Source organism: Gemmatimonas aurantiaca (assembly GCF_037190085.1).
GTDB classification, from domain to species: Bacteria; Gemmatimonadota; Gemmatimonadetes; order Gemmatimonadales; family Gemmatimonadaceae; genus Gemmatimonas; species Gemmatimonas aurantiaca_A.
The window spans coordinates 156,537-178,143 of record NZ_JBBCJO010000011.1; the positions used below are offsets into that span (position 1 = coordinate 156,537).

25 protein-coding genes are annotated in these 21,607 nt (G+C 65.6%); 19 read left to right on the forward strand and 6 right to left on the reverse strand.

All coding sequences use genetic code 11. From position 1 onward, the window contains the following. Positions 1 to 53: 53 nt before the first annotated feature. The 14 genes from fliD to WG208_RS14230 all read left to right on the forward strand — a co-directional run bounded on the left by fliD (position 54) and on the right by WG208_RS14230 (position 11,700). A complete protein-coding gene (gene fliD / locus WG208_RS14165) occupies positions 54 to 2,108 on the forward strand; it encodes a flagellar filament capping protein FliD (protein WP_337172029.1) in 2,055 nt (684 codons plus the stop codon). A 67-nt stretch (positions 2,109 to 2,175) separates the two neighbouring features. Next, a complete protein-coding gene (gene fliS / locus WG208_RS14170) occupies positions 2,176 to 2,574 on the forward strand; it encodes a flagellar export chaperone FliS (protein WP_337172030.1) in 399 nt (132 codons plus the stop codon). Continuing rightward, positions 2,571 to 3,074 carry a hypothetical protein gene (locus tag WG208_RS14175; RefSeq protein WP_337172031.1) on the forward strand — a complete coding sequence of 168 codons (504 nt, stop codon included), beginning with the start codon at positions 2,571 to 2,573 and terminating at the stop codon, positions 3,072 to 3,074. Before fliS ends, WG208_RS14175 begins: the two co-directional genes overlap by 4 nt. A gap of 16 nt (positions 3,075 to 3,090) precedes the next feature. Further along, positions 3,091 to 3,426 (forward strand): hypothetical protein, encoded by a 336-nt coding sequence (locus tag WG208_RS14180; protein ID WP_337172032.1) that lies wholly within the window; start codon positions 3,091 to 3,093, stop codon positions 3,424 to 3,426. Between the two features lie 72 nt (positions 3,427 to 3,498). Further along, complete coding sequence (locus WG208_RS14185) at positions 3,499 to 3,783, forward strand: flagellar biosynthesis anti-sigma factor FlgM (protein WP_337172033.1); 285 nt, start codon at positions 3,499 to 3,501, stop codon at positions 3,781 to 3,783. Positions 3,784 to 3,825: 42 nt separating this feature from the next. Then, positions 3,826 to 4,197, forward strand: a complete 372-nt coding sequence (locus WG208_RS14190) for a response regulator (protein ID WP_012681848.1) — start codon at positions 3,826 to 3,828, stop codon at positions 4,195 to 4,197. Positions 4,198 to 4,207: 10 nt separating this feature from the next. Beyond that, a complete protein-coding gene (locus WG208_RS14195) occupies positions 4,208 to 4,885 on the forward strand; it encodes a hypothetical protein (RefSeq protein WP_337172034.1) in 678 nt (225 codons plus the stop codon). A gap of 528 nt (positions 4,886 to 5,413) precedes the next feature. Further along, a complete protein-coding gene (locus WG208_RS14200; protein WP_337172035.1) occupies positions 5,414 to 7,654 on the forward strand; it encodes a chemotaxis protein CheA in 2,241 nt (746 codons plus the stop codon). A gap of 106 nt (positions 7,655 to 7,760) precedes the next feature. Continuing rightward, positions 7,761 to 8,267, forward strand: coding sequence for a chemotaxis protein CheW (locus tag WG208_RS14205; RefSeq protein ID WP_337172036.1), 507 nt, complete (start codon positions 7,761 to 7,763; stop codon positions 8,265 to 8,267). 35 nt (positions 8,268 to 8,302) lie between these two features. Continuing rightward, a complete protein-coding gene (locus tag WG208_RS14210) occupies positions 8,303 to 9,142 on the forward strand; it encodes a protein-glutamate O-methyltransferase CheR (protein ID WP_337172037.1) in 840 nt (279 codons plus the stop codon). 2 nt (positions 9,143 to 9,144) lie between these two features. Continuing rightward, a complete protein-coding gene (locus tag WG208_RS14215; protein WP_337172038.1) occupies positions 9,145 to 9,657 on the forward strand; it encodes a chemotaxis protein CheD in 513 nt (170 codons plus the stop codon). A gap of 12 nt (positions 9,658 to 9,669) precedes the next feature. Beyond that, the gene (locus WG208_RS14220; RefSeq protein ID WP_337172039.1) at positions 9,670 to 10,098 is read left to right on the forward strand and encodes a response regulator; all 429 of its coding nucleotides are present in this window, start codon (positions 9,670 to 9,672) and stop codon (positions 10,096 to 10,098) included. Next, complete coding sequence (locus WG208_RS14225; protein WP_337172040.1) at positions 10,046 to 10,555, forward strand: chemotaxis protein CheX; 510 nt, start codon at positions 10,046 to 10,048, stop codon at positions 10,553 to 10,555. The genes WG208_RS14220 and WG208_RS14225 overlap by 53 nt, the downstream gene beginning before the upstream one ends. Then, positions 10,552 to 11,700, forward strand: a complete 1,149-nt coding sequence (locus WG208_RS14230) for a chemotaxis response regulator protein-glutamate methylesterase (RefSeq protein ID WP_337172041.1) — start codon at positions 10,552 to 10,554, stop codon at positions 11,698 to 11,700. The genes WG208_RS14225 and WG208_RS14230 overlap by 4 nt, the downstream gene beginning before the upstream one ends. A 138-nt stretch (positions 11,701 to 11,838) precedes the next feature. On the opposite strand, the gene WG208_RS14235 is transcribed toward WG208_RS14230, so the two are convergent. Continuing rightward, a complete protein-coding gene (locus WG208_RS14235) occupies positions 11,839 to 12,510 on the reverse strand; it encodes a HAMP domain-containing sensor histidine kinase (RefSeq protein ID WP_337172042.1) in 672 nt (223 codons plus the stop codon). 74 nt (positions 12,511 to 12,584) lie between these two features. Here WG208_RS14235 and WG208_RS14240 point away from each other — a divergent pair, with 74 nt between their 5' ends. The 4 genes from WG208_RS14240 (at position 12,585) to WG208_RS14255 (ending at position 16,487) form a co-directional block, all read left to right on the forward strand. Further along, positions 12,585 to 13,196 (forward strand): hypothetical protein, encoded by a 612-nt coding sequence (locus tag WG208_RS14240; RefSeq protein ID WP_337172043.1) that lies wholly within the window; start codon positions 12,585 to 12,587, stop codon positions 13,194 to 13,196. A gap of 83 nt (positions 13,197 to 13,279) precedes the next feature. Continuing rightward, positions 13,280 to 13,972 carry a DNA-3-methyladenine glycosylase gene (locus tag WG208_RS14245; protein WP_337172044.1) on the forward strand — a complete coding sequence of 231 codons (693 nt, stop codon included), beginning with the start codon at positions 13,280 to 13,282 and terminating at the stop codon, positions 13,970 to 13,972. Between the two features lie 96 nt (positions 13,973 to 14,068). Continuing rightward, positions 14,069 to 14,953: a TIGR01777 family oxidoreductase gene (locus WG208_RS14250; protein ID WP_337172045.1), complete on the forward strand. Its 885-nt coding sequence runs from the start codon at positions 14,069 to 14,071 to the stop codon at positions 14,951 to 14,953. 16 nt (positions 14,954 to 14,969) lie between these two features. Beyond that, on the forward strand, positions 14,970 to 16,487 hold the full coding sequence (locus WG208_RS14255) for a carboxypeptidase regulatory-like domain-containing protein (protein ID WP_337172046.1): 1,518 nt from the start codon (positions 14,970 to 14,972) through the stop codon (positions 16,485 to 16,487). 361 nt (positions 16,488 to 16,848) lie between these two features. On the opposite strand, the gene WG208_RS14260 is transcribed toward WG208_RS14255, so the two are convergent. Then, the gene (locus WG208_RS14260; RefSeq protein WP_337172047.1) at positions 16,849 to 17,007 is read right to left on the reverse strand and encodes a hypothetical protein; all 159 of its coding nucleotides are present in this window, start codon (positions 17,005 to 17,007) and stop codon (positions 16,849 to 16,851) included. Between the two features lie 266 nt (positions 17,008 to 17,273). On the opposite strand from WG208_RS14260, the gene WG208_RS14265 reads away from it, so the two are divergent. Further along, positions 17,274 to 17,924 carry a hypothetical protein gene (locus WG208_RS14265; RefSeq protein ID WP_337172048.1) on the forward strand — a complete coding sequence of 217 codons (651 nt, stop codon included), beginning with the start codon at positions 17,274 to 17,276 and terminating at the stop codon, positions 17,922 to 17,924. A gap of 68 nt (positions 17,925 to 17,992) precedes the next feature. On the opposite strand, the gene WG208_RS14270 is transcribed toward WG208_RS14265, so the two are convergent. Genes WG208_RS14270 through WG208_RS14285 form a run of 4 tightly spaced genes read right to left on the reverse strand, consistent with a single transcriptional unit; the run spans position 17,993 to position 21,397 of the window. Beyond that, on the reverse strand, positions 17,993 to 19,126 hold the full coding sequence (locus WG208_RS14270; RefSeq protein ID WP_345787004.1) for a dihydrodipicolinate synthase family protein: 1,134 nt from the start codon (positions 19,124 to 19,126) through the stop codon (positions 17,993 to 17,995). A gap of 27 nt (positions 19,127 to 19,153) precedes the next feature. Next, the gene (locus WG208_RS14275; RefSeq protein WP_337172050.1) at positions 19,154 to 20,170 is read right to left on the reverse strand and encodes an NAD(P)-dependent oxidoreductase; all 1,017 of its coding nucleotides are present in this window, start codon (positions 20,168 to 20,170) and stop codon (positions 19,154 to 19,156) included. Then, complete coding sequence (locus tag WG208_RS14280) at positions 20,170 to 20,940, reverse strand: lysophospholipid acyltransferase family protein (RefSeq protein ID WP_337172051.1); 771 nt, start codon at positions 20,938 to 20,940, stop codon at positions 20,170 to 20,172. Before WG208_RS14280 ends, WG208_RS14275 begins: the two co-directional genes overlap by 1 nt. Before the next feature lie 19 nt (positions 20,941 to 20,959). Further along, positions 20,960 to 21,397, reverse strand: coding sequence for a SufE family protein (locus tag WG208_RS14285; protein ID WP_337172052.1), 438 nt, complete (start codon positions 21,395 to 21,397; stop codon positions 20,960 to 20,962). Positions 21,398 to 21,607: the final 210 nt, after the last annotated feature.

Sequence of the window (21,607 nt, forward strand, 5' to 3'; positions counted from 1 at the left end):
GGGTCGGCGTAACAGCCGGCCCCGGGGTATGGCCTTAGCAGGTAGAGGCAACCATGGCGACATCGATCAACAACTTCAGCGGACTGAGCAGCGGCGTTCAGTGGAATGATCTCGTCGACGCGACGATTTCGGCCATGGAGGCTCGAAACGTCACGCCCATCACCGAGCGGATTTCGCTGCAGACCAAGCAGCAGGATGCCTGGAAGAAGCTGCAAACGCTTGTCCAGGATCTGAATTCGGCGGCACTGGCCGTACGCAAAGCGGGCTTCGGTGGATACACGGCGACCGTCCCCACCAGTGCCTCGAGCGGACGCAGTCTGCTCACGGCCACGGCGTCGAATACGGCGACCAGTGGCCGGTATCGCGTCGAGGTCCAGCAGGTCGCCGACACGGCGAAGCTGGGTGGCGGGTCGGTGGCCGACACCAGCGCGGCCCGTGGTCTCGACGGGACCTTTTCCATCAACGGCGCCACGATCACCGTGGATGCCGCGGATTCCCTGTCGGGCATTCGCGACAAGATCAATGCTGCCAACGTGGGCGTGACCGCTTCCATCATCTCGGAAGGGGGCACGGCCGGACGTCTGGTCATCACGGCCAAGTCGTCGGGAGCCAGTGGTCTCGATCTCGCCGATGGTACCAATGGCATCGCGCGCGAACTCGGGTTCGTCGATTCGCGTTCCAGGCCGATCTCCTCGTCCACCGCGGCGGCGGCCGTCGCGCTCGGGATGTCGGTGTATCCACAACCCGCGTCGATTCGCGTGGGTGACAAGATCATCGTCGCCGACCTGGCCAACCAATCCATCGCGCAGATCGCGGCCAAGATCAATGCGGCCGGTGGATCGGCGAGCGTGGAAGCCGAAACCTATGGCGACGAGACGCGCTACCGACTCGTGACCGATGGCAATGTCACCGCTGTGGGTGGGGATCCCGATTCCCAGGCGGTGATCGATGCCCTCGGTTTCGCAGCCGGCAAGGCCGGCACCGTGGCGCAGACCGTGCAGACCGCCGCCTTCACCAGCAGCAGCGATGGCGTCGCGACGGCCGGGACGTCGCTGGCGGGGCTCAAGGTCGATGGCACGTCGGCCAACCTGAACGTGGGCGACGCGATCAACATCCGCGGCACACGCGCCGATGGCACGGTCGTCACCTATGGACTGGTCGTGCAGGCCGGCGACACCATGCAGACGCTGCTCGATCGTATCAACGACACGAGCTCGGGCTTCGGTTCGGGGACACGTACGGCCACCGCGCAGCTGGGTGACGATGGACGCATCCGTCTCACCGACGACACCGGTGGGGCATCGCGCCTGTCGCTGTCACTCACCGTGACCCACGCCGATGGCAGTACGGGGTCGCTCGGCGCCACCAGCACCACGGTGAGCGGGCGCAGTCGCCAGTTGCAGGAAGGGCGCGATGCCATCTTCCTCGTCGACGGCCAGCAGTTCACACGCTCCAGCAACACCATCGCCGATGCCGTGCCCGGGCTGACGCTCAATCTGCTGACCGCCGAACCGGGAACGACGGTGGATGTCGCCGTCGATCGCGACGTGCAGTCGTCGGTGGATGCCACGAAGAAGCTGGTGGATGCGTACAACGCGATCCGCACCTTCTACGATGAGCAGCGGGCCGTGGATGCGCCGCTCTACGCCGACAGTTCGCTGCGTCGTGTGGTGAACACCATGACCGAAGCGTTGCGCACCGACGTTTCGGACAATTCGACGTACAGCCGCGGGGTGCATGTCGGGCTGGTCCTCGACCGCAACGGCATGCTCACCTTCAATCAGGACGCGTTCAAGAAGGCGCTCGCCGACAAACCCGACGAGGTGGAAACGCTGTTCGGATTCTCGGGACTTGGCGCGGCCTTCGTCTCGGCCACCGATTCCGTCACGCAGTTCGGGACGGGGGCGATCAGCACCCAGCTCAACAGCCTGGCCGAGAGCAAGGACCGGTTGCGCAACCGCGAGACCGAGGAGAAGGCCCGCCTCGAATTGCGGCGTGAACAGCTCATTCTCCGCTACACCCAGATGGAAGAGGCGATGACCCGGCTCACGTCACAGAGCAACTCGCTGCTTTCCAGCATTCAGGGACTTCAGGGGAACACGCGCTAGCCGATACTCCAGAGCGGGTGACCGAACGATCACCCGCTCCGATCCACGTCTTTCCCCATCAGATCGCATGTCTTACGCGTCGCAGATGGCGAGCTACCGCGAAATGGAAATCCATGCCGCGTCCCCCGAAAAGCTCGTCTGCATCGTCTTCGAGCAGTTGGTCATCAATCTCGAACGGGCCCGTATCGCGATGGAGCGGAAGGATATCGAGTTGCGGGTGGTGTCGCTGAACCGTTCCCGTGGCATCGTCACGGAGCTGCTGACCACTCTCGATCTCGAGAAGGGCGGTCCGGTCGCCGATCAGTTGGCGGCCCTGTACGAATTCATGCTGTACGAGCTTGTCGACATCGGCCGACGGGGTGATACGGTCACGATGAAGAAGCTCGTGAACATCGCGACGCTGCTGCGCGATGGCTTCCTTGGCGCGGCGCAGCAGCTTGCCGCTCAGCGACTGAAGACGGCGTGACCTTCTCCGCATTTGCCGGAACGCTCGACGCCCGGCGTCGGCGCTCCGATTCGATCTCCGAACCGCGCCGTCGGGCGGCCGCGCAGCAGGCATTGTCGCTGTGTGCCAGCGCCGACGCACTGGCGCGCGAAGCCGACCGGGCGATGGAGGCGGATGCCCATCGTCTGATGGCTCTGCTCGAGCAGCGCGACGAACTGCTGCAGGATCTCGCGGAACAACTCGCGATCCTGCGTCACGAGCGCCCCACGGCGGACAGTGCGCTGTTTGCCGCCACGGAGCGGATCGTCGACGAAGCCGACGCCCTCGTGGCCGAGGTGTGCTCGGCGCTCACGACCTCACACCGGATCACGGTGGACCTGGCGGCCCGCGTGGCGCGCCGTGCGGAGGAAATCCGCGCTGAACTGGATGCCGTGCAGCGTGCGGCCCATGCGACCCAGGGATATGCGACGAGCGGATACGTCTCGACGTCGCAGCCGCGGCTCGTGGATCGGGTGCGGTAGGCGCGAGGAATAGATCATGCCTTCCAACATCCTTTCCGAGTCCGGTCCGGAACGGTTCGGCCAGCTGTTGCAGGAGAAGCTGGACGAACTGGACGCGGCGGCCGAGCAGGAAATGCTGTTGGCGTTCGATGAAGTGGAGCAGCTCCGTCTGCGGGCCGCCGTGCTGGCGACACGCGGGGAGTCCCGCCCATGGGCTGCCGGTGCGGCAGCCCAGTATCAGCAGGACCAGGTGGCGCCAGAACCGGCGCCCCCGACGCTGGACATCCGGTTTCCCGCCCGTCCGCCCGAGCGGCGGGAGGAGAAAGCGGTCGGCAGCGCCTCTTCCAGGCGACAGGGACGTCGCGTTCCGTAACCGGGAATACCTACCCCGGTAAAGTTACCGGGTCGGGATGCCGATAGTCCTCAAGTGAGGAGGAGGACCCTTATGAAGATCAACAGTTACATCGACTCCCTGCGGACGCCGCCGGCCAATCAGACGGCCACGCCGCGTCCGGCCCAGGAAGTCGCGCAGGCCCCGGCCACGCGGCCGGTCAAGTCCGATTCGGTGCAGATCTCGGATGCCGGACGGCGGATGAACGCGGAGCAGCGCGACGCCCTCGATCCGGACCGTGTGGCCGAATTGCGGCAGAAAGTCTTGTCCGGTGCCTACAACACCCTCGATGTGGTGGACCAGGTGGCCCGACGCATTCTCACACGCGGCGACCTGTAGTCGTCACGTCTCTCATTCCGGCCTGCTCAGGAGATTGGCGGCATGAAGTTCCTTGTGGTGGACGACTCGGCGACCATGCGTCGCATCGTCATCAACTCGCTGCAGCGTATCGGGTTCAACGATACGGTGGAAGCGGGCGACGGGCAGGAAGCGCTGGCCAAGTTCGACAGCTCCATCAAGTTCATCATCACCGACTGGAACATGCCGAACATGACCGGCACCGAGTTCACGAAGGTGCTGCGTTCGCGTGATGATGGCCGTCACGTCCCTGTGCTCATGGTGACCGCCCGTTCCGTGAAGGAAGACATCCTCACGGCGATGGAAGCAGGCGTCAACAACTACATCGTCAAGCCGTTCACCCCGCAGGTGCTGAAGGAAAAGATCGACGCCCTTCTGCCCGCAGCGGCGGCCTGAGGACCGAACAATGACCAGTGCGCGTGCGCATGAAGTGTTGTACGAATCCGAGGCCGCGCTCCGCCTCGTCGATCAGGAGCTGACAGGCCTGCACGACGCGCGTGACGTGAGCCCTGTGCCACCCACCATTTCCCTCGCCGACTTGCCGAACATTCTCGAGCAGGCGAACGCGCAGATTCTCAATGTCCTTGCCCGTCTCCGGGAGAGTCGCGCCGCCCTGCAGACGACCGCGCTGGAGCGCCTCCAGACGACGCACGAAAAGATCCGTGAAGTGACCACCGCCACCGAAGATGCGGCGATCAACATCATGGATGCCTGTGATCGGGCCACGCAGATGGTGGACGAGCTCGACACGATCGATTCGGAAGACGCGCCGGACCGGGAGAAGGCCGCGGGTATCCGGGCGACCCTGCGCGACGAACTGTTCCTGATGATGGGTGCCCTGCAGTTCCAGGACATCACGTCTCAGCAGCTGGCGCATGCCTCGTCGGTGCTGGTGGATATGGAGGAGCGTCTGCTGGAAGTGGCGCGTCTCTTCGATCACAACGTCGATACGTCGCATTCCCTGCGGTCTGGCAGCGCGCCCGACGAGAAGACGTACGATCCGAACGCGACGACGAAAAACGCCGAGGGCCGTCAGGCGCTCGCCGACGAGTTGTTCACGAGCATCAAGGCGCCGGCCGCGTAATCCCCCCGGTTATGCGTTGGCCCCGCGCGGCCCGTTCCCAGAAGGAGCGGGCCGTGCGTGCGTCTGGGGCTGGCCTCTGGGATCTGGCCTCTGGCCTCAGATCTTCAGACGGGGTCAGAGGTCAGAAATCAGTAGGCCAGAACTGAGATGGATATAGAGGAATGAGAAATCAGATGACCTACGAGATGAGAGGTCGGAGCACTTCGTCCGCAGGTGGGGTGCTGACGCGATGCCGCGGCGTTTTGCGGGGCGCCCGGGCCGCAGGCCCGGCCAGCGAGGCCGGTGGTGCACACGGCCCTTTCGACCGTCAGTGCTCAGACTTCTGACCTCGTGGTTGTCTGATCTCTCATCATTCGATCGCCGTCCGAGTTCTGACTTGCTGATCTCTGATTTCTGACTCTGTCTGAGAATCTGCCCTCTGATCTCTGGCGATGTGTAAACCCCGGCCGCGTTCCGGCCGATACTCGAATGAGTCGCGAGTGCCATGAGCGGTATTCGCAAACCAATGTGTCCTTCGACGATCCACCCGTGTCTCCACTGAATCTCGATGACGCCGCCACGCTGCTGATGCAGCTCGAGGCGACCGACCTTGCCGATCTGACCGTGCTGCGCGACGCGCTCACCGATCTCGCGTTCGAGAATCGGGTGCCGTTGCGCGCGCAGCCATTCGTCGCGCGCGCCGCGCGTGTTCTTGGCACCATCGTGAATGGCACCGCCGCCGACGCGCAGGCTGCGTTCGCCGATGTGAGTCAGGCGATCGAAGAGGCCATGAAGGTGGTGGAAAAAGAAGGTGTGTCACCGGCCCCGGTGGCGCAGGCCATGGCGTCCACCGTCGGGGGCGCAGCGGCAATCGCGATCGCCTCCGGCGCCACGGCTGTCGTCGATGCCGAGCCGGCCGTATCCGCTAGGACACCGGCGACGCCGGTTCCGGCGGCGGTTTCCGTCGCCGCGCCCGCGTCTGTTCCTCTGCATGCACCCGCGCGGCAGCGCACCATCGCCGTGGAACAGCTGCCCGACGACGTGGATCGTGATCTGCTCTCCGATTTCATCACGGAGAGCGGGGAATGTGTCACGAACTCGGAGGCCGCTCTCCTGCAGCTCGAGGAGAACCCGGCCGACGAGGAGGCGGTCAACACGGTATTCCGCGCCTTCCATACGGTGAAGGGTACGTCGGCATTCCTCGGACTCACGCGCATCGCCGAATTCGCTCACGAGGCGGAATCGCTGCTGAGTCGTGTACGCGATCGTGAGATCGCCTACACGCAGGGCTGCGCCGATCTGTCGCTGCGGTCGGTGGACATGCTCAAGGATCTCCTGGCGGCGGTGGAGAAGGCGCTGGCCACCGATGGTCGCATCATGCTGCCGGCAGGGTACGATGAATTGAAGGACGCGGTGGCCGGCTACGACCCCGCGCGTGATGGCAACGGCGTGGCGCTGTCCCTCTCCGGGGGCGACGACATCTTCCCGCTGGACCGTGCCATCGGCGACAGCGAGCACGAGGTGGCGGGCGCCACCGGTCAGACCGCCGGCGCCGGCAACACGAAGGCCCGTACCGAATCGCGCAATGAGTCGAGTGGAGACGCCACCATCCGCGTGCGCACCGATCGCCTCGATCGCCTCATCGACATGGTGGGCGAACTCGTGATCGCGCAGTCGATGATCGCCGGTGACGACAGCATCGACACCAGCACGCAGCACGAACTGCAGCGCAAGGTGACGCACGCCGGCAAGATCGTGCGCGAACTGCAGGATCTTTCGATGTCGATGCGCATGGTGCCGCTGCGTCCGACCTTCCAGAAGCTGGCGCGCGTGGTGCGCGACACGGCCTCGAAGGCCGGCAAGACCGTGCAGTTCATCACCGAAGGCGACGATGTCGAAATCGATCGCAACATGGTGGACCGCCTCAGCGATCCGCTCGTGCACATGGTCCGCAATGCCGTCGATCACGGCGTGGAGCCGCCGCAGGAGCGTCGCACGAACGGCAAGGCGCCCCTGGGCGTGGTGCGTCTGCGCGCCTATCACGCGTCGGGCAACGTCGTCGTCGAACTGATCGACGACGGGCGCGGCCTGCATCGCGAGAAGATCGTGAAGAAGGCCATCGAGAAGGGGCTCATCGAGACCGAAAAGGGTATGAGCGACAGCGATGTCTTCAACCTCATCTTCGCGCCGGGTTTCTCGACCGCGGAGAAGGTCACCGACATCTCCGGTCGGGGAGTCGGCATGGACGTCGTGCGTCGCAATCTCGAAGCCATCCGCGGTCGCATCGACATCATGTCGGCGCCGGGACAGGGCACGACGTTTTCCATCCGTCTCCCGCTCACGCTCGCCGTCACCGATGGCATGCTGGTGCGTGTGGGCGAGGAACGCTTCATCATCCCGCTCACACACATCCACATGAGCTTCCGCCCGGAACCGTCGATGATGTCGACGGTGGTGGGCAAGGGCGAGATGGTCCTGTTGCGTGGCGAGCTGATGCCGGTCGTGCGTCTGCATCGCCTGTTCGATGTGGCGAACGCGGTGCAGTCGCCGCTCGAAGGATTGCTCATGATCGTGGGCGACGGAAACCGTCGCACCGCGCTGCTCGTGGACGATCTGCTCGGGCAGCAGCAGGTCGTGGCCAAGGCGCTCGGCGACGGGCTCGGCAAGGTGCCGGGTGTCAGCGGCGGCGCGATTCTCGGCGACGGCCGCGTGGGGCTCATCCTCGACGTCAACGAAACGCTGTCGCTGGTGCAGACCGACGAGCAACCCGCCCGTCGCGTGGCGGCATAGAGCAGCATAGACCGGCCACATCGTATTGAAGCTCCGCCGCCGGGGCGTCGATACTCCAGGGATCGGGCGATGCGCGCCCGCATCTTCAATCTCAATCGAGTTCGCCATGAGCACGCCGCTCTCGCAGTCCGACAATGCCACCGCCACCCTGTCGCGCGCCGGCAAGTACCTGACGTTCTTTCTCGCGGACGAGGAATACGGCCTCGAGATCCTCAAGGTGAGTGAAATCATCGGCATGCAGCCGATCACGCGCGTGCCCCGCATGCCGGAGTTCGTGCGCGGGGTGATCAATCTCCGGGGCAAGGTCATCCCCATCACCGATCTGCGCAGCAAGTTCGGCATGGATGTGGAGAATGCCGGCGAGAGCTGCATCATCGTCGTGCAGATGAAGGGCGTCCAGACCGGTATCGTCGTCGATCGCGTGAGCGAAGTGGTGGCGATCGTCGAGGGGGACATCGAGGATGCGCCGGCGTTCGGGGCCGGCATCCACACCGAGTTCCTGCTCGGCATCGGCAAAGCCGGTGGCCGCGTGAAGCTGCTGCTCGACATCGACAAGGTGCTCGCCACCTCCGAACTCGCCGCGCTCGAAGCGGCCCAGGCGCACGCCGACTGAGTGCGCGGTTTCCACGCCGTTCGCCGGACTTCACCATGGCCGTGACCGTGTCATCGACCGGTTTTCTCTCGGAGTGTGAACTCACTGCCGAGCAGTTTGCCCGGATCACGCGTCTGCTCCATGAGCATGCCGGGATCCGGATGCGGGAAGGGAAGGAAGGGCTGGTCCGTGCGCGCCTGACGAAGCGGCTGCGCAAGCTCGGTCTGCCCGATTTCGATGCGTATCTGTCGTACGTCGAGCGGGATGCGACGCGCCGCGAGTTCGCCGAGATGATCGACGTGCTCACGACGAACAAAACGAGCTTCCTCCGCGAAGCCTCGCATTTCGACTTCCTGCGCGACGAGGTGTTTCCGCACCTCACCGGCGCGGTGCGGATCTGGAGTGCGGGCTGTTCGACGGGTGAGGAGCCGTACACGCTGGCGATGTTGTGCAACGAAGGCTTCCGGGACATCGCGTCGCGGGACGTGCGCATTCTCGCCACCGACATCAGCCATCGTGTGCTGGCGCAGGCCAAGGCGGGTGTCTATCCGGCCGAACAGATGGGCGATGTGCCGCCGGCCTGGTTGCAGAAGTACTGGGTGCAGAAGCAGGACACGGCGGGTCGCCCCGTCCGTGAAGCGGATCGTTCACTTCGCCGACTGGTGCAGTTCGCGAAGCTGAATCTGATGGAACGGTGGCCGATGCAGGGACCGTTCGATGCCATACTCTGCCGCAATGTGATGATCTACTTCGACAAGGCCACGCAGCAACAGCTCGTGGAGCGCTACTGGGCGCTGTTGCGTCCCGGCGGCCATCTCTTTGTCGGGCATTCGGAGAGTCTCACCGGCCTCACGCACCGGTTCCGGTACGTGCAGCCCGCGGTCTATGTCAAGTAAACATGGGAATCATCGCGCCGGCGCGAGCCATGGAGCGCGTGGTCGGTGTCGCCGACCTCAAGGTCTCGGGTACCGCGGGTGAACGTCTCATCACGTATGCCCTGGGCAGTTGTCTCGGGATCGTCGTGCACGATCCGGTGGCCGGGGTGGCCGGGATGTTGCATGTGATGCTGCCCACGGGCACCATCGATCCGGTGAAGATGCAGGACAAGCCGGCGATGTTCGTGGACAGTGGCGTGCCGCTGCTGTTCAAGGAGTGCTACAAACTGGGTGCGCGGAAGGAGCGCATGCAGGTGAAAGTCGCGGGTGGAGCGCATGCCGGGGCGAGCGAGGAGGACGATCGCTTCCAGATCGGCAAGCGCAACATGATCGCGCTTCGCAAGCTCCTGTGGAAGAACGGCGTGATGGTGCACGCGAACGACACCGGTGGCATTCAGACATCGCGCACCATGTGGGTGGATGTGGCTTCGGGTGAAGTCACCCTCAAAATCAACGGAACAGAAAGCAAGCTCTGACGGACGGACTGCATGGCCTTCAACGTTCTTGTAGTGGACGACAGCGCCGTCATGCGCCAGATGGTCGTCCGGACACTGCGGATGAGTGGTCTTCCCCTGGGCACGGTGCTCGAAGCCGGCAATGGAGAGGAAGGTCTGTTCACGCTGCAGGAGCAGTGGGTGGATCTGCTGCTGCTGGATATCAACATGCCCGTCATGAATGGCGAGGAGATGCTGCGGCGTCTGCGCGCCGATCCGGAGACGGAGCAACTGCCGGTGATCGTGGTTTCCACCGAAGGCAGTGAAACGCGATTGCAGGCGCTGCAGGATCTTGGCGCCGCGATCGTCCGCAAGCCCTTCGCGCCCGAAACGCTGCGCGACACCATTCTGCGAATCACTGGAGTCACCGATGTCGAATACTACGGTCCAGTCCCTGTCGCGAGCGACGACGGCGACTTTTGAGGAGCTCGCGCTCCTCTTTCCCGAAATGGAGCTGTCGCCCGAACAGGCGGCGGCTCCGCTCGACGTGGCGGTGTCCGTGGACTTCCGGGGGCCACTGATGGGTCGGCTCGTCGTGCGGGCGTCGGCGAATGTGCTGCCGGCGATCGCCGCCAACATGCTGGGCGCGGATCAGTCCCGTCATCAACTGCTGCAGCGTGATGCACTGGGCGAGATCGCCAATGTGATCTGCGGACATGTACTGCCGCTGATCGCGGGCGCCGATGTGATCTTCAATCTCGCGGCACCGGTCGTGCACGAGAACGGCACATTACCCTCCCGTGACATCGACGAACCGGTGGCCCGGATCCAGGTCGGGGTCGAGGACGGGCGCGCGGAAGCGCGGCTCTATCTCTTCGGCAACGGCCGCGAGGATGCGCGGTCGGATACCCGTTCGGCGCAGGCGGTCGTCGCGGCGTGAGTACGCTCGTGAGTACGCTGTCGACGCCGACGTCTTCGGACCATGGCGGCAGCGCGCCGGCGCGTGCGGGAGAGCGCTTGCCGTCCCTGCGCAGGCCCGGGGTGATCCGGGTGTTGGTCGTCGACGATTCGGCGCTCGTCCGCCGTATCCTGAGCGAGGCGCTGTCGAAACAGGACGACATCGAGGTCGTGGGCACCGCCACCGATCCGTATGTCGCACGGGAGCGCATCGCGCAGCTCAAGCCCGATGTCATCACGCTGGACATCGAAATGCCGCGCATGGACGGGCTGTCGTTTCTGTCCAAACTGATGCGCCACTTCCCGCTGCCGGTGGTCGTGTGCAGCTCGCTCACGCCGCAGAACAGCGAGACGGCACTGCGCGCGCTCTCACTGGGTGCGGTGGAGGTCATCGCCAAACCCGGCTCGTCGCTGGCGGCCGGGGACGTGGCCGAAGAGCTGGTGCGCGCCGTACGCGCCGCATCCCATGCCCGGGTGACCCGGCGGATGGAGCCCATCGATCCGCCGTCGATGCAACGACCGGCCATCGCGACGTTCGACGCCACCAACAAGATCATCGCGCTCGGGGCATCCACCGGTGGCACGCAGGCGCTCGAACAGGTGCTGCGCCGGTTTCCGGTGGATGCACCGGGCACCGTCATCGTGCAGCACATGCCCGAGCACTTCACGGCATCGTTTGCGAAGCGGCTGGACTCGGTGTGTGCGATGCGCGTGCAGGAGGCGAAGGACGGCGACCATGTGGTCTCCGGTCTCGCGCTCGTGGCACCGGGTGGCAAACATCTCGTGCTGCAAGCCAGTGGTGCCCGCTGGGTGGCGCGCGTGAAGGATGGCCCGAAGGTGCATCATCAGCGGCCTGCCGTGGACGTGTTGTTCCAGAGCGTGGCGCGCAGTGCCGGTCGCAATGCCGTGGGCGCCGTGCTCACCGGCATGGGTGCGGATGGCGCGAAGGGCCTTCTGGCGATGCGCGAAGCCGGGGCCTACACCGTTGCACAGAATGAGGACACCTGCGTGGTGTATGGCATGCCGAGGGAGGCGGTCAAACTCGACGCGGCCATGGACGTGCTGCCACTCGGGGAGATTGCGGAGGCGTTGCTGGGTGCGGCGAGTGGAAAAAAGGCGACAGGCTGAAGCGAAGGGTTTGTACGGTTTGGGGTTTACGGTTTGGGGGTGAACCACCGGGTGGTGGGACACGCGTCCCGGGTCACCGGACCTGTCACCCGGCTGTTCACCCCCAACTCCAAACCCACGACCCAGAACCCCTGTTCGCTACGCCACAGGCATCTCCACCCGCGTCACCGTCGTCCCGTTCTCGCGTTCGAAGCCGATCGAACCGTTGATCGCCTCGAGAAACGCCGCCACGAGCGCCAGTCCGATACCGGCACCACGCACCCCCTGCTTGCCGGACACGAACGGCTCCATCACCTGATCGCCAAGCGACACCGGAACCCCATTGCCGGTGTCGGTGATGGACACGTCGACCCGTTCGCCGGTCGCGCTGACGGCCACCATGAGAGGCGTGCCCGCCGGCGCCGCCTCGTGGGCATTGAGCAGCAGCTCGCCCATCACATCACGCCACCACAACGCGTCGGCCATGATGGTCGCACCCGGCGCCAGCGACATCGACACCGGACGACCGGGATGTTCGCGGCCGAATTGCTCCACCGCTTCGGCGATCCCGCTGCTCACATCGACCGGGACCCGTCGCATCGCACCGGCACGGGCAAACCGGGTCACCCGCGCCAGGTACTGCACCATGCTCTCCGCCGCACGCTGGATCTCGGCCACGTCGGCGTACGTGGGCGAGTCGGGCGGAAGTTCGGAGAGGAGCAGTTCACTGTAGGTGCGTACGACCGTGGAGAAGTTGTTCAGGTCGTGCGATACCCGTCTCGCGAAGCGCACCAGCGTTTCGTTCGACGCGGCATTTGTGGGAGACGGCATAAGTCCCGTAGAATATGGCATCTGGCAGCCCAACCAACGGCGTCGTCGGTCGGCCTCTTTCTCTGGAGTTTGACGTGTCCTGTCCTGCTGTACGTTCCACCCTGCGCAGTCTCGGTCTGGCCTTCGGTTCCCTCGTTCTGCCCCTTGCGGCCGCAACGGCTCAGAAAGTGCCGCCGGCCGCCGAACAGATCGCGGCGGCTGTCCTCGCGCTCCCGACCGAGATGCGGGATGGTGCAGGAGTTCTTGGATATAAGACGGTCGGCAAACTCGAAGTTCTCAGGCCATCAAAAAACGGCATGCTCTGTCTCGCCGATGATCCCGCCGAGGAACAGTTCCACGTGTCCTGTTATGCGGACTCCATCGATCCGTTCATGGCCCGGGGGCGCACCCTCCGTCTCCAGGGAACCACCGGAGCCCAGGTCGACACGGTGCGGTTTGCCGAGGTGAAGGCCGGGAAGCTCAAGATGCCGACGCAGCCCGCGGCGCTCTATCAGATCTTCGGGCCCCCAGACGCATACGATGCGGCGACCAACACCGTGAAAAACGGACGGTCCCTGTTCGTGGTCTACATCCCCTTCGCCACACCCCAAAGCACGGGGCTCTCCACCACGCCCTCGGACAGCAAGCCCTGGCTGATGCTGCCCGGCACACCGAAGGCGCACATCATGTTCACGTCGAAGATGTAATGTCACCTCCGGCGAAGCGGCGGGCGAGTGTTTCAGCGCGGGCCCCCAAACGGGTAGCCGGAGGTGTCGCTGTCCCGAACGCCATGGCAGAAGATGTACCACCAGCCGGCTCCGTACCCAGGGCGCTGACGCGTGCGCGCCTGGCGCGTGCCATTGCCGAACTGTCCGAGCGTGATGCGCGGCTGGCGGAAGCCATTGCCGCGGTGGGGCCCTGCACGATGCTGCCGCGTCGTGAGGGAACCCACTTTGCGCATCTCGCGCGCAACATCGTCTATCAGCAGCTCTCCGGGTCGGCGGCGGCTACCATTCACGGGCGTTTTCTGAAACATGTGGCGACCCATGTCGGCGAGGAGGTCGAACATCCGACGCCGGAAAGTGTGCTCGCCATCGACGACGACGCACTGCGTTCGTGCGGACTGTCGGTGGCCAAGGTGCGGGCCATCAAGGATCTTGCGTTGCATGTGAGCGACGGCCGGTTGCCGCTCGACCGGCTGGAATCGATGCACGATCAGGCCATTATCGATGCGCTCGTGCCCGTGCGCGGCATCGGATCGTGGACCGCGCAGATGTTTCTGATGTTCCGCCTGGGGCGTCCCGACGTGCTGCCCGTGCTGGATCTGGGCGTCCGAAAAGGTGCGCAGCGCATCTATCGGACACGCAATCTTCCCGATGCCGCCCGGCTGGAGAAAATCGCCCGGACCTGGCGACCCTGGGCCAGCGTGGCCAGTTGGTACTGTTGGCGGGTACTGGATCTGGAGGACGCCGGCGGCTGGTGACGGTAGTGGCACGGTGGTGTCCCGGATATTGGTGATGCGCCGCGTGCGCTCCGCACGATTCCCCACGATTCCCCTGAGGTGGAGGCATTCCGATCCATGCGCGTGGCAGTCACCGGAGCGAGTGGGTTCATCGGATCCGAACTCGTGACCCGTCTCCGCGCCGATGGCCACGTCGTGGTCCGCATCGGCCGGAGTGAAGGCATGGATGTCCCTTGGGATCCTGCGCGCGGCGTACTCGATGCCGGCGCGCTCGAAGGCCTCGATGCGGTGGTGCATCTTGCCGGTGCGCCGATTGCCCGGCGATGGACGGCGGCCCGGCGCCACGCCATTCGCACGAGTCGTGTGGAGGGCACGACGCTGCTGGCGCGCACACTCGCCGGGCTCGCGCATCCACCCGCGGTGCTGCTCAGTGGCTCGGCCATCGGCATCTACGGAAGCCGTGGAGATGAACGGCTCGACGAAACGAGCGCGCCGGGACGGGATTTCCTCGCCGACACCGCGCAGGCGTGGGAGCGCGCCACCGGGCCGGCGGAAGCGGCCGGCATCCGGGTCGTGCATCTCCGCACGGGCATCGTGCAGGGAAGCGGCGGAGGGGCTCTCGCCGTTCAGCTTCCGGTTTTCCGCCTGGGACTGGGCGGCGTGTTGGGGAACGGACAGCAATGGATGAGCCCCATCGCTCTCACCGACCACGTGGCCGCCATGATGTTCTGTCTCGAAAACGATGGACTGCGCGGACCGGTGAACCTGGTGGCCCCGGAGCCCGTGACCAATGCGGCCTACACCCGCCTGTTGGGGACGGTACTGCATCGGCCGACGGTGGCGCGCGTGCCGGCCTTCATGCTGAGGTTGCTGTTCGGCACGGAAATGGCCAATCTCACGGTATTGGCGAGTCAGCGCGTGGAACCACGGGCATTGCAACGGGCGGGATTCGTGTGGCGGGCTCCCTCTGTCGAACAGATACTGCAGTATGAACTGAGGTGATCTTCTGAGGTGCTCCATGGGTGCAGTCGTCGCAACCGTTGGACCATTCGGGAACGCCATCCGGGTGCACGCCTTCCGGCGTCCGGCCCTCCGAAAGACCGCCGTCGGAATGGCCCTGCTGTGGGCATCGATGACATCGTCCACCGCCCGCGCGCAGGCGAGTATCGAAGGCACCGTGCTCGATTCCCTGCGCAGTCGTTCACCGATGGCCGGGGCGATGGTGGTGCTCGTCGAGCAGAACCGGTACGCCCGGAGCGATGCGCGTGGCCGTTTCCGGTTCGACAACGTGCCGACGGGACGTGTCTCACTCGGCTTTCTGCACCCGTTGCTCGATTCGCTGGATCTGCAGCTCCCGCCGTTGTCGCTGGAAACCACGAACGGGCAGGTGACGAAGACCGCACTGGTGGTGCCGCCGGCGCTCCGGCTCTATTCGCAGTTGTGCACCGATGTGCGCGACCCCGATGGCGGCGTGGTGGTGGGCCGGGTCCGTGATGTGGACGATGGCACGCCCATCGCGGACGCCGTGGTGGCCACGCAGTGGATCGAATTCACACTGGTCGAAGGCCGGTCCACGCCGAAGGTGATGGCCACGGCGGCGCGCACGAATGCCTCGGGGATCTTTGTGTTGTGCAACGTGCCGATCGACGTGCCGCTCGCGGTGCGGGCGCGGCGCGATGGGGCGCTGGCGGGTCCGGCGCAGCTCTCCCTCGACGATCGGCTGGTCGGGCACACGGAACTGGCGTTGAGCCGCCGGGATACGGCCGCCCGCTACATGGTCGTCTCCGATTCGGTCGTGGCGGACCACGTCGTTCGGGGGACGGCCACACTGCGGGGGCGTGTCGTCCGACCGAATGGCACACCGGTGTCGGATGCGACGATCGGTGTGCCGGGCAGCGGACGTCTCACGCGCACGGACGTCGATGGACGATTCACGCTGGACGGAGTGGCCGCGGGAACGCGCTCCATCGACGTGCGGGCGGTTGGCGGCGCGCCACTGCTGCAGGTGTTCGATTTTGCCAGCGACGGGGTGCGGGATACCACATTCGTGCTGCTTCCCCCTCCACAAACGCTCCACACGGTGACCACCACGGCGCCCCGGACCTATCGCGGGTCCGGTTTCGAAGCGTCGGGGTTTGTCGAACGGCAGCGCATGGGATTCGGCGCGTTCGCGACCGAAGAGGAGATCAAGCGTCACGAATCACTGGATCTGAACACGCTGCTCCTGCGCATGCGCGGGGTGAGTGTGGAGGCGGACATGATGCGGGGTCTGCCGGGTATGATGCCGTATCTGCGCGGCATGCGTGGCGGGCGCTGTATTCCCGCGTTCTTCCTGGATGGGGTGCGCATCATGGTGGACTCGCCGAGTCCGGATCCCAAAGGGAACGCGAAGTATCCCTACACGGACTTCGTGGGCATGGTGCCGGTGCAGAGCATCAAGGCCATCGAGGTCTATCCCAATCCCGGGGGGATTCCGCTGCAGTTCGACGACACGGCACTGGGCGGGTGTGGTTCGATCGTGATCTGGACGCGGTGAGGCTCTACGGTGAGGTTCTCATGAGTGGGTTTCGCACATCACTGACCGCGTTGGGTGTCGCGGCATGCATCGCGCCGCTGGTGGTCCATGCGCAGTCGCGTATTCAGGGCACCGTGACGGATTCGCTGCGCGGCCCCGCACCGCTGTCGGGTGCCGTGGTGGTTCTGCTCGAACAGAACCGGTATACGACGGCCGATGCGCGCGGCCGATTCCACTTCGACAGTGTGCCCTCGGGCCGGGCGACACTCGGTCTCCTGCATCCGGTGCTGGACTCCCTCGATCTGCAATTGCCGTCCATGACGGTGGATGTGGATGCGCGGAATGTCCGCGTGGCGATGAGCATTCCGCCGGCGGAACGTCTCTACGCGCTGCTCTGCAGCGGGGCACGCGAAGACGATGGCGGCGTGGTGGTGGGACGGGTGCGCGATATCGACAGCGATGTCCCGCTGGAGGGCGCCGTGGTTGCTACGGAGTGGGTGGAGTACGTGGTGACCGGTGGACGGTCGACGCCCAAGGTCATGGCAGTCGCCGACCGGAGTCGCGCCGGGGGGCTGTTCGTGTTGTGCAATGTGCCCACACAGGTGCCGCTGCTGGTGCGGGCCCGCTATGAGGGCATGCTGGCGGGTCCGGCGCGCCTTTCCCTCGACGATCGCCTGCTGGGACGCGCCGACGTGGCTTTCAGTCGTCGGGACACAGCGGCGCGTCATGTCAGCGTTGCGGACACGGTGATTCCAGGCGACGAGGTACGTGGCACGGCCGCGATACGGGGCCGGATCACGCGGGCCGATGGCACGCCGGCCACCCAGGCCATTGTCGGTGTGGTGGGAACGGGTCGCAGCCGACGACAAAGGTGTGTATCAGCTCGACGGCATCGCCGCGGGGACGCGCACCCTCGATGTGCGCGCCATTGGTTCAGCGCCCAGGCAGGAGAGCTTCGATTTTCCCACCGGTGGTGTTCGCGTCCACAACTTCATCCTCGACCCGGCACCGCAGGCGCTGGCGGCCGTGAAGACCGTCGAGACCGGGCGCTTGGCTTTCATGGCATCGGGGTTTGCCGATCGACGCCGCATGGGATTGGGCGCGTTTCTGACCCAGGAGGACATCAAACGGCACTCCGCGCTCGATCTGAATGCGGCCTTGATGACGATGCGTGGCATCCGCATCGATGGAGGGTTGTTCATGGGCATGCCGGTGATGCGGAGCCTGGATAAAGGCAGGCACTGCATACCGGCATTCTTCCTCGATGGGCTGCAGTTTCCGGTGGACGGGCCGCGGCCCGCCGATGATGTCCTCTATCCCTATACGGATCTCACCGCCGCCGCTCCCGTCGAGCAGATCCTGGGAATCGAGGTCTATGCTTCGTTGGGAGGGATTCCTCCACAGTACGCTGCTGCGAGTGCCATGGGGTGCGGGGCCATCGTGATCTGGACGCGCTGACGGTGCGCACCGACGCCGGCCGCGCCGCCCAGCGGGGCATGTCGTCGGTGGGTACGCCGGTCAGTACCTCAGCGCAGCCACGTGTCCCGATGCGCGTCCACGAAATCATCGTCGACGAGCTCCGGATACAGTACCGGTAGTCGGGCGAGCATGTCGGCCTGCCCCGGGGAAAGCTGTTCGTGTGTGTCGAACGTCCAGGTGCCACGCACCAGTCCCTGCCGTCGCAACACGTCGAGAATGCCGGGCAGACAGCCGCGATACCCGTTGGCGGCGTCGAAGATCGCGGCATTGGCCATCGTCAGCGCCGCGCCGCGCGTGAGCCATGAGGCCGGCAACGAGGTGCTGCCACCGGCACGCCATGCTTGGAACGCCTGCAGCATCGTCACCGCCTTCGAGGTCCATACGGCCCACTGGCCGAGCAGGCCACCCACGAAGTGACGGGTGTACGCCCGTCCACCACTCGTGACGGGGATGTCGGTGACGAGATCGGGAACGATGGCATCGTCGTTACCCGTATAGAGCGCGATGTCGTCGCGCCCCGCGTCGGCGAGTGCGCGCACCACGTCGAGCGTGGCATACCGATCGAACGGTGCGACTTTGATGGCCACGACATTCGCGATCTCGGCGAATTCGCGCCAGAACGCATGACTCAGTCGACGCCCGCCAACCGCCGGCTGCAGATAGAACCCGAACAAGGGAATGGCCTCGGCCACACGCCGGCAGTGCGCGAGGATGTCCGCATCGGTGGCATCGCGCCACGCTCCCAGGGAGAGCAGCCCGCAGTGGTAACCGAGTGCGAGCGCGATCCGGGCTTCACGCAACGCCTGTGCGGTATCGCCGATGAGGCCCGCGACTTTCACGAACGGACGGGGATCGGCCGTCAGCGATGTCGCGACGGTTTCCGCGGCCAGCTCCAGCACCGGTCGGTACAGACCGATCTTGGCATCGTGAATGGGGAATCCGGTGGTGTGCACGCCAACCGCGATGCCACCGGCGCCGGCCGCCACATAGTAGCGGGTGAGCGCGCGCTGATGACGTTCGTCGAGTGTGCGTGATGGCGTGAGGGCGAGCGGATGCGCCGGGATGACGTGGCCGTATTGCAGATGACGGCGCACGTTGAACCCGCTCGATGGATCGCTCAACGAATTGCTCTGCGAATTGCTCTGCGAATCGCTCTGCGGCTCATTCGGCGAATCGTTCATCGACATGGACCCGTCTCCCCGCAGCCGTCAGAAACGCCCATCCCGCACCTCGAATTTCGTGGGTTTGGCCAGCAGACGACCTCCGGCGCGGATCCAGTCCACGGTCCAGGCACAGAGCGTGTCGAGCGGCAACGGTGTGTGTGGCAACCGCTGCCCGAGAGCGTCCACGTTGCCGACGAGTGCATCGGTGCCCGCTTCACCGGCGAAATGCGGCGTGACACCCGCGTACCGGGCCACCCGTTCGGCGATCTCCCGCACCGGGACGATCGCGCCAGTCACATTGAGCGCCACGGCCGGCGTGTCCGCCACCGTCAGTGCGCGGAGAGCCAGACGATTGGCGTCGCCCTGCCAGATGACATTCACGTGGCCGGTGTCCAGGGCGACGGGCTCTCCGTTCAGCACCTGGCGCGCGATCTCGGTCACCACGCCATAGCGCAGATCGTTGGCGTAAAAGAGACGGTACAACAGCAGCGGCGAACCGGTGCGACGGGCCACACTTTCGAACACGCGTTCGCGCCCGATGCACGAGGCGGCATATTCACCGTCGGGACTCAGCGGGTCGCTCTCGCGCGATCCTCCCGATGTCAGCGCCACACGCCCGTACACATTGCCGGTGCTGAAACACACGATGCGCGCACCGGCAAATCGCTCCGCGGCGTGCGTGGAGGCCACGACGTTCTGCGTCCAGGTGCCCACCGGATCGCCGCTCGTGCCGAATTTCTGACCGGCCAGCCAGAGCACATTGGGTACGACGGGCAACGACGCCACCGCGGCGGGATCGGCCAGGTCGGCTCGCAACACGCTCACGCCGGCCGATTCGAGGGCCGACGCCACCGCAGGGTCGCTGAAGCGCGACACCGCGAGAATGCGCCGCCCGGTGTCGAGGGTGGCGCGCCGCACCATCCGCACGAGCGACGGCCCCATCTTGCCTCCCGCTCCCAGCACGATCACGTCCCCCTCGAGCGCCGCGAGCGCTTCCATCGTGGCGGCGTCCGGCTCGGAGAGCCGGGCCTCGAGATCGGCTTCGGTGCGGGGCGCGGTCATCACGCCACGGCGTTTTCGACGTCGTGCAGACGGATACCGAGTTCCGCGGCGAGCTTGCGTCGTCCGGCCTCGATCCGCTCCCGCGTCAAGGCTTTGAGCCTGCCGATGTCGGCCATGGTCATTCCGTGGGTTTCGATCGGTTCGAGCACCTCGGCGAGGGCTCTGGCGCGCAGGAAGCGGAACGTGCCTTTGGCCATCGCGTTGCGTGTGCCGGCCACCGCGATGGGCAGAATGGGCGCGCCGCTTTCGATGGCCAGTCGGAAGGCCCCATCCTTGAATGGCAGCATCTCCGAAGTGCGGGAGCGAGTGCCTTCGGGGAAGATCATCACGCTCACCCGCTTGGCGAGTCGGTCACGGCACTGCGCGATGGCATCGAGCGTGGAGTCGCGATTGCCGCGCACGAGTTTGATGTCGCCGGCCATCTGCATCATCCAGCCCATGCAGGGGATCTTGAACATCGTGTCCTTGCTCAACCACTTCATCTCCCAGGGGAAGCAGCTGATGAGAAACACATCCGCGTACGACTCGTGGTTGGCCACCACCACATACGGCCGACGGGGATCCGCAATGCGGCCGCGCGTGTGGAAGTTCCACAGGCCGTTGATGCGCGTGGCGAACACGGCCACGAGGCGGAACGCCCGGCCGGCCGCGTAACGTCCCTTGTCGAAGGGTGCGGTACAGGCGTACACGAGCGCCACGATGGGCGTCCCGATGATCACGCTCAGCACCGTTCCCGTCCATGCCCACCAGTTGAGAAGCGTTCCTGCCATCGTCGAAGTGCTCCGGGGGTCAGCCGCTTTCGGCGGCGTATCGCTTGAGTCGGGCCACCATGGCCGACAGGCCTGCCTCGCGCGCGCCCAGTCCGATGTCGGTCATGAGCAGGCGAACGAAGTCGGGCGGCAGCGCCAGCGTGACCGACGGGGGCTGGTCGTTCACCGCGGCGAAAGTGATGGCCAGCACCGCCGCCACGGTGGGCGACTGTCGGGCGTTGACGTCGGCATGGAAGTGCATCGTGCCGTCCGCCTGCCGCTCGGGGAAGATGTCCACCCGCGTCTGACACTCGGGGACGGTGAACGCGGCCCGATCGAGCACCGCGAAGCGTTCAGGGAGGGGTTCGAGCTTCTTCGACCACGCGAGCAGCGCCTGCATCTTGTCCTCGCGCCCGAGGAGGCGGAACTGACGCAGTGTTCTGGCGAGTGGGGGCGGGAGGTCGGCCTCGTCGGACATGGGGTGCAAGGTAATGGGGACGGGACCGGGGGCGGTGGGGGGATTCGCGGTTGTGGGTATCGAGGGGGGTGGGTTCGGGGTGGAACGGCCCGGTAACGGGTCTCGCGACCAGGGACTCGAGTCCCACAACCCGGCAGGTCATCCCCGAACCCACGTCCTTGAGACCCGCCACCCTGTGGTTCCCCTCCCAACCCCGAACCCGAGACCCTG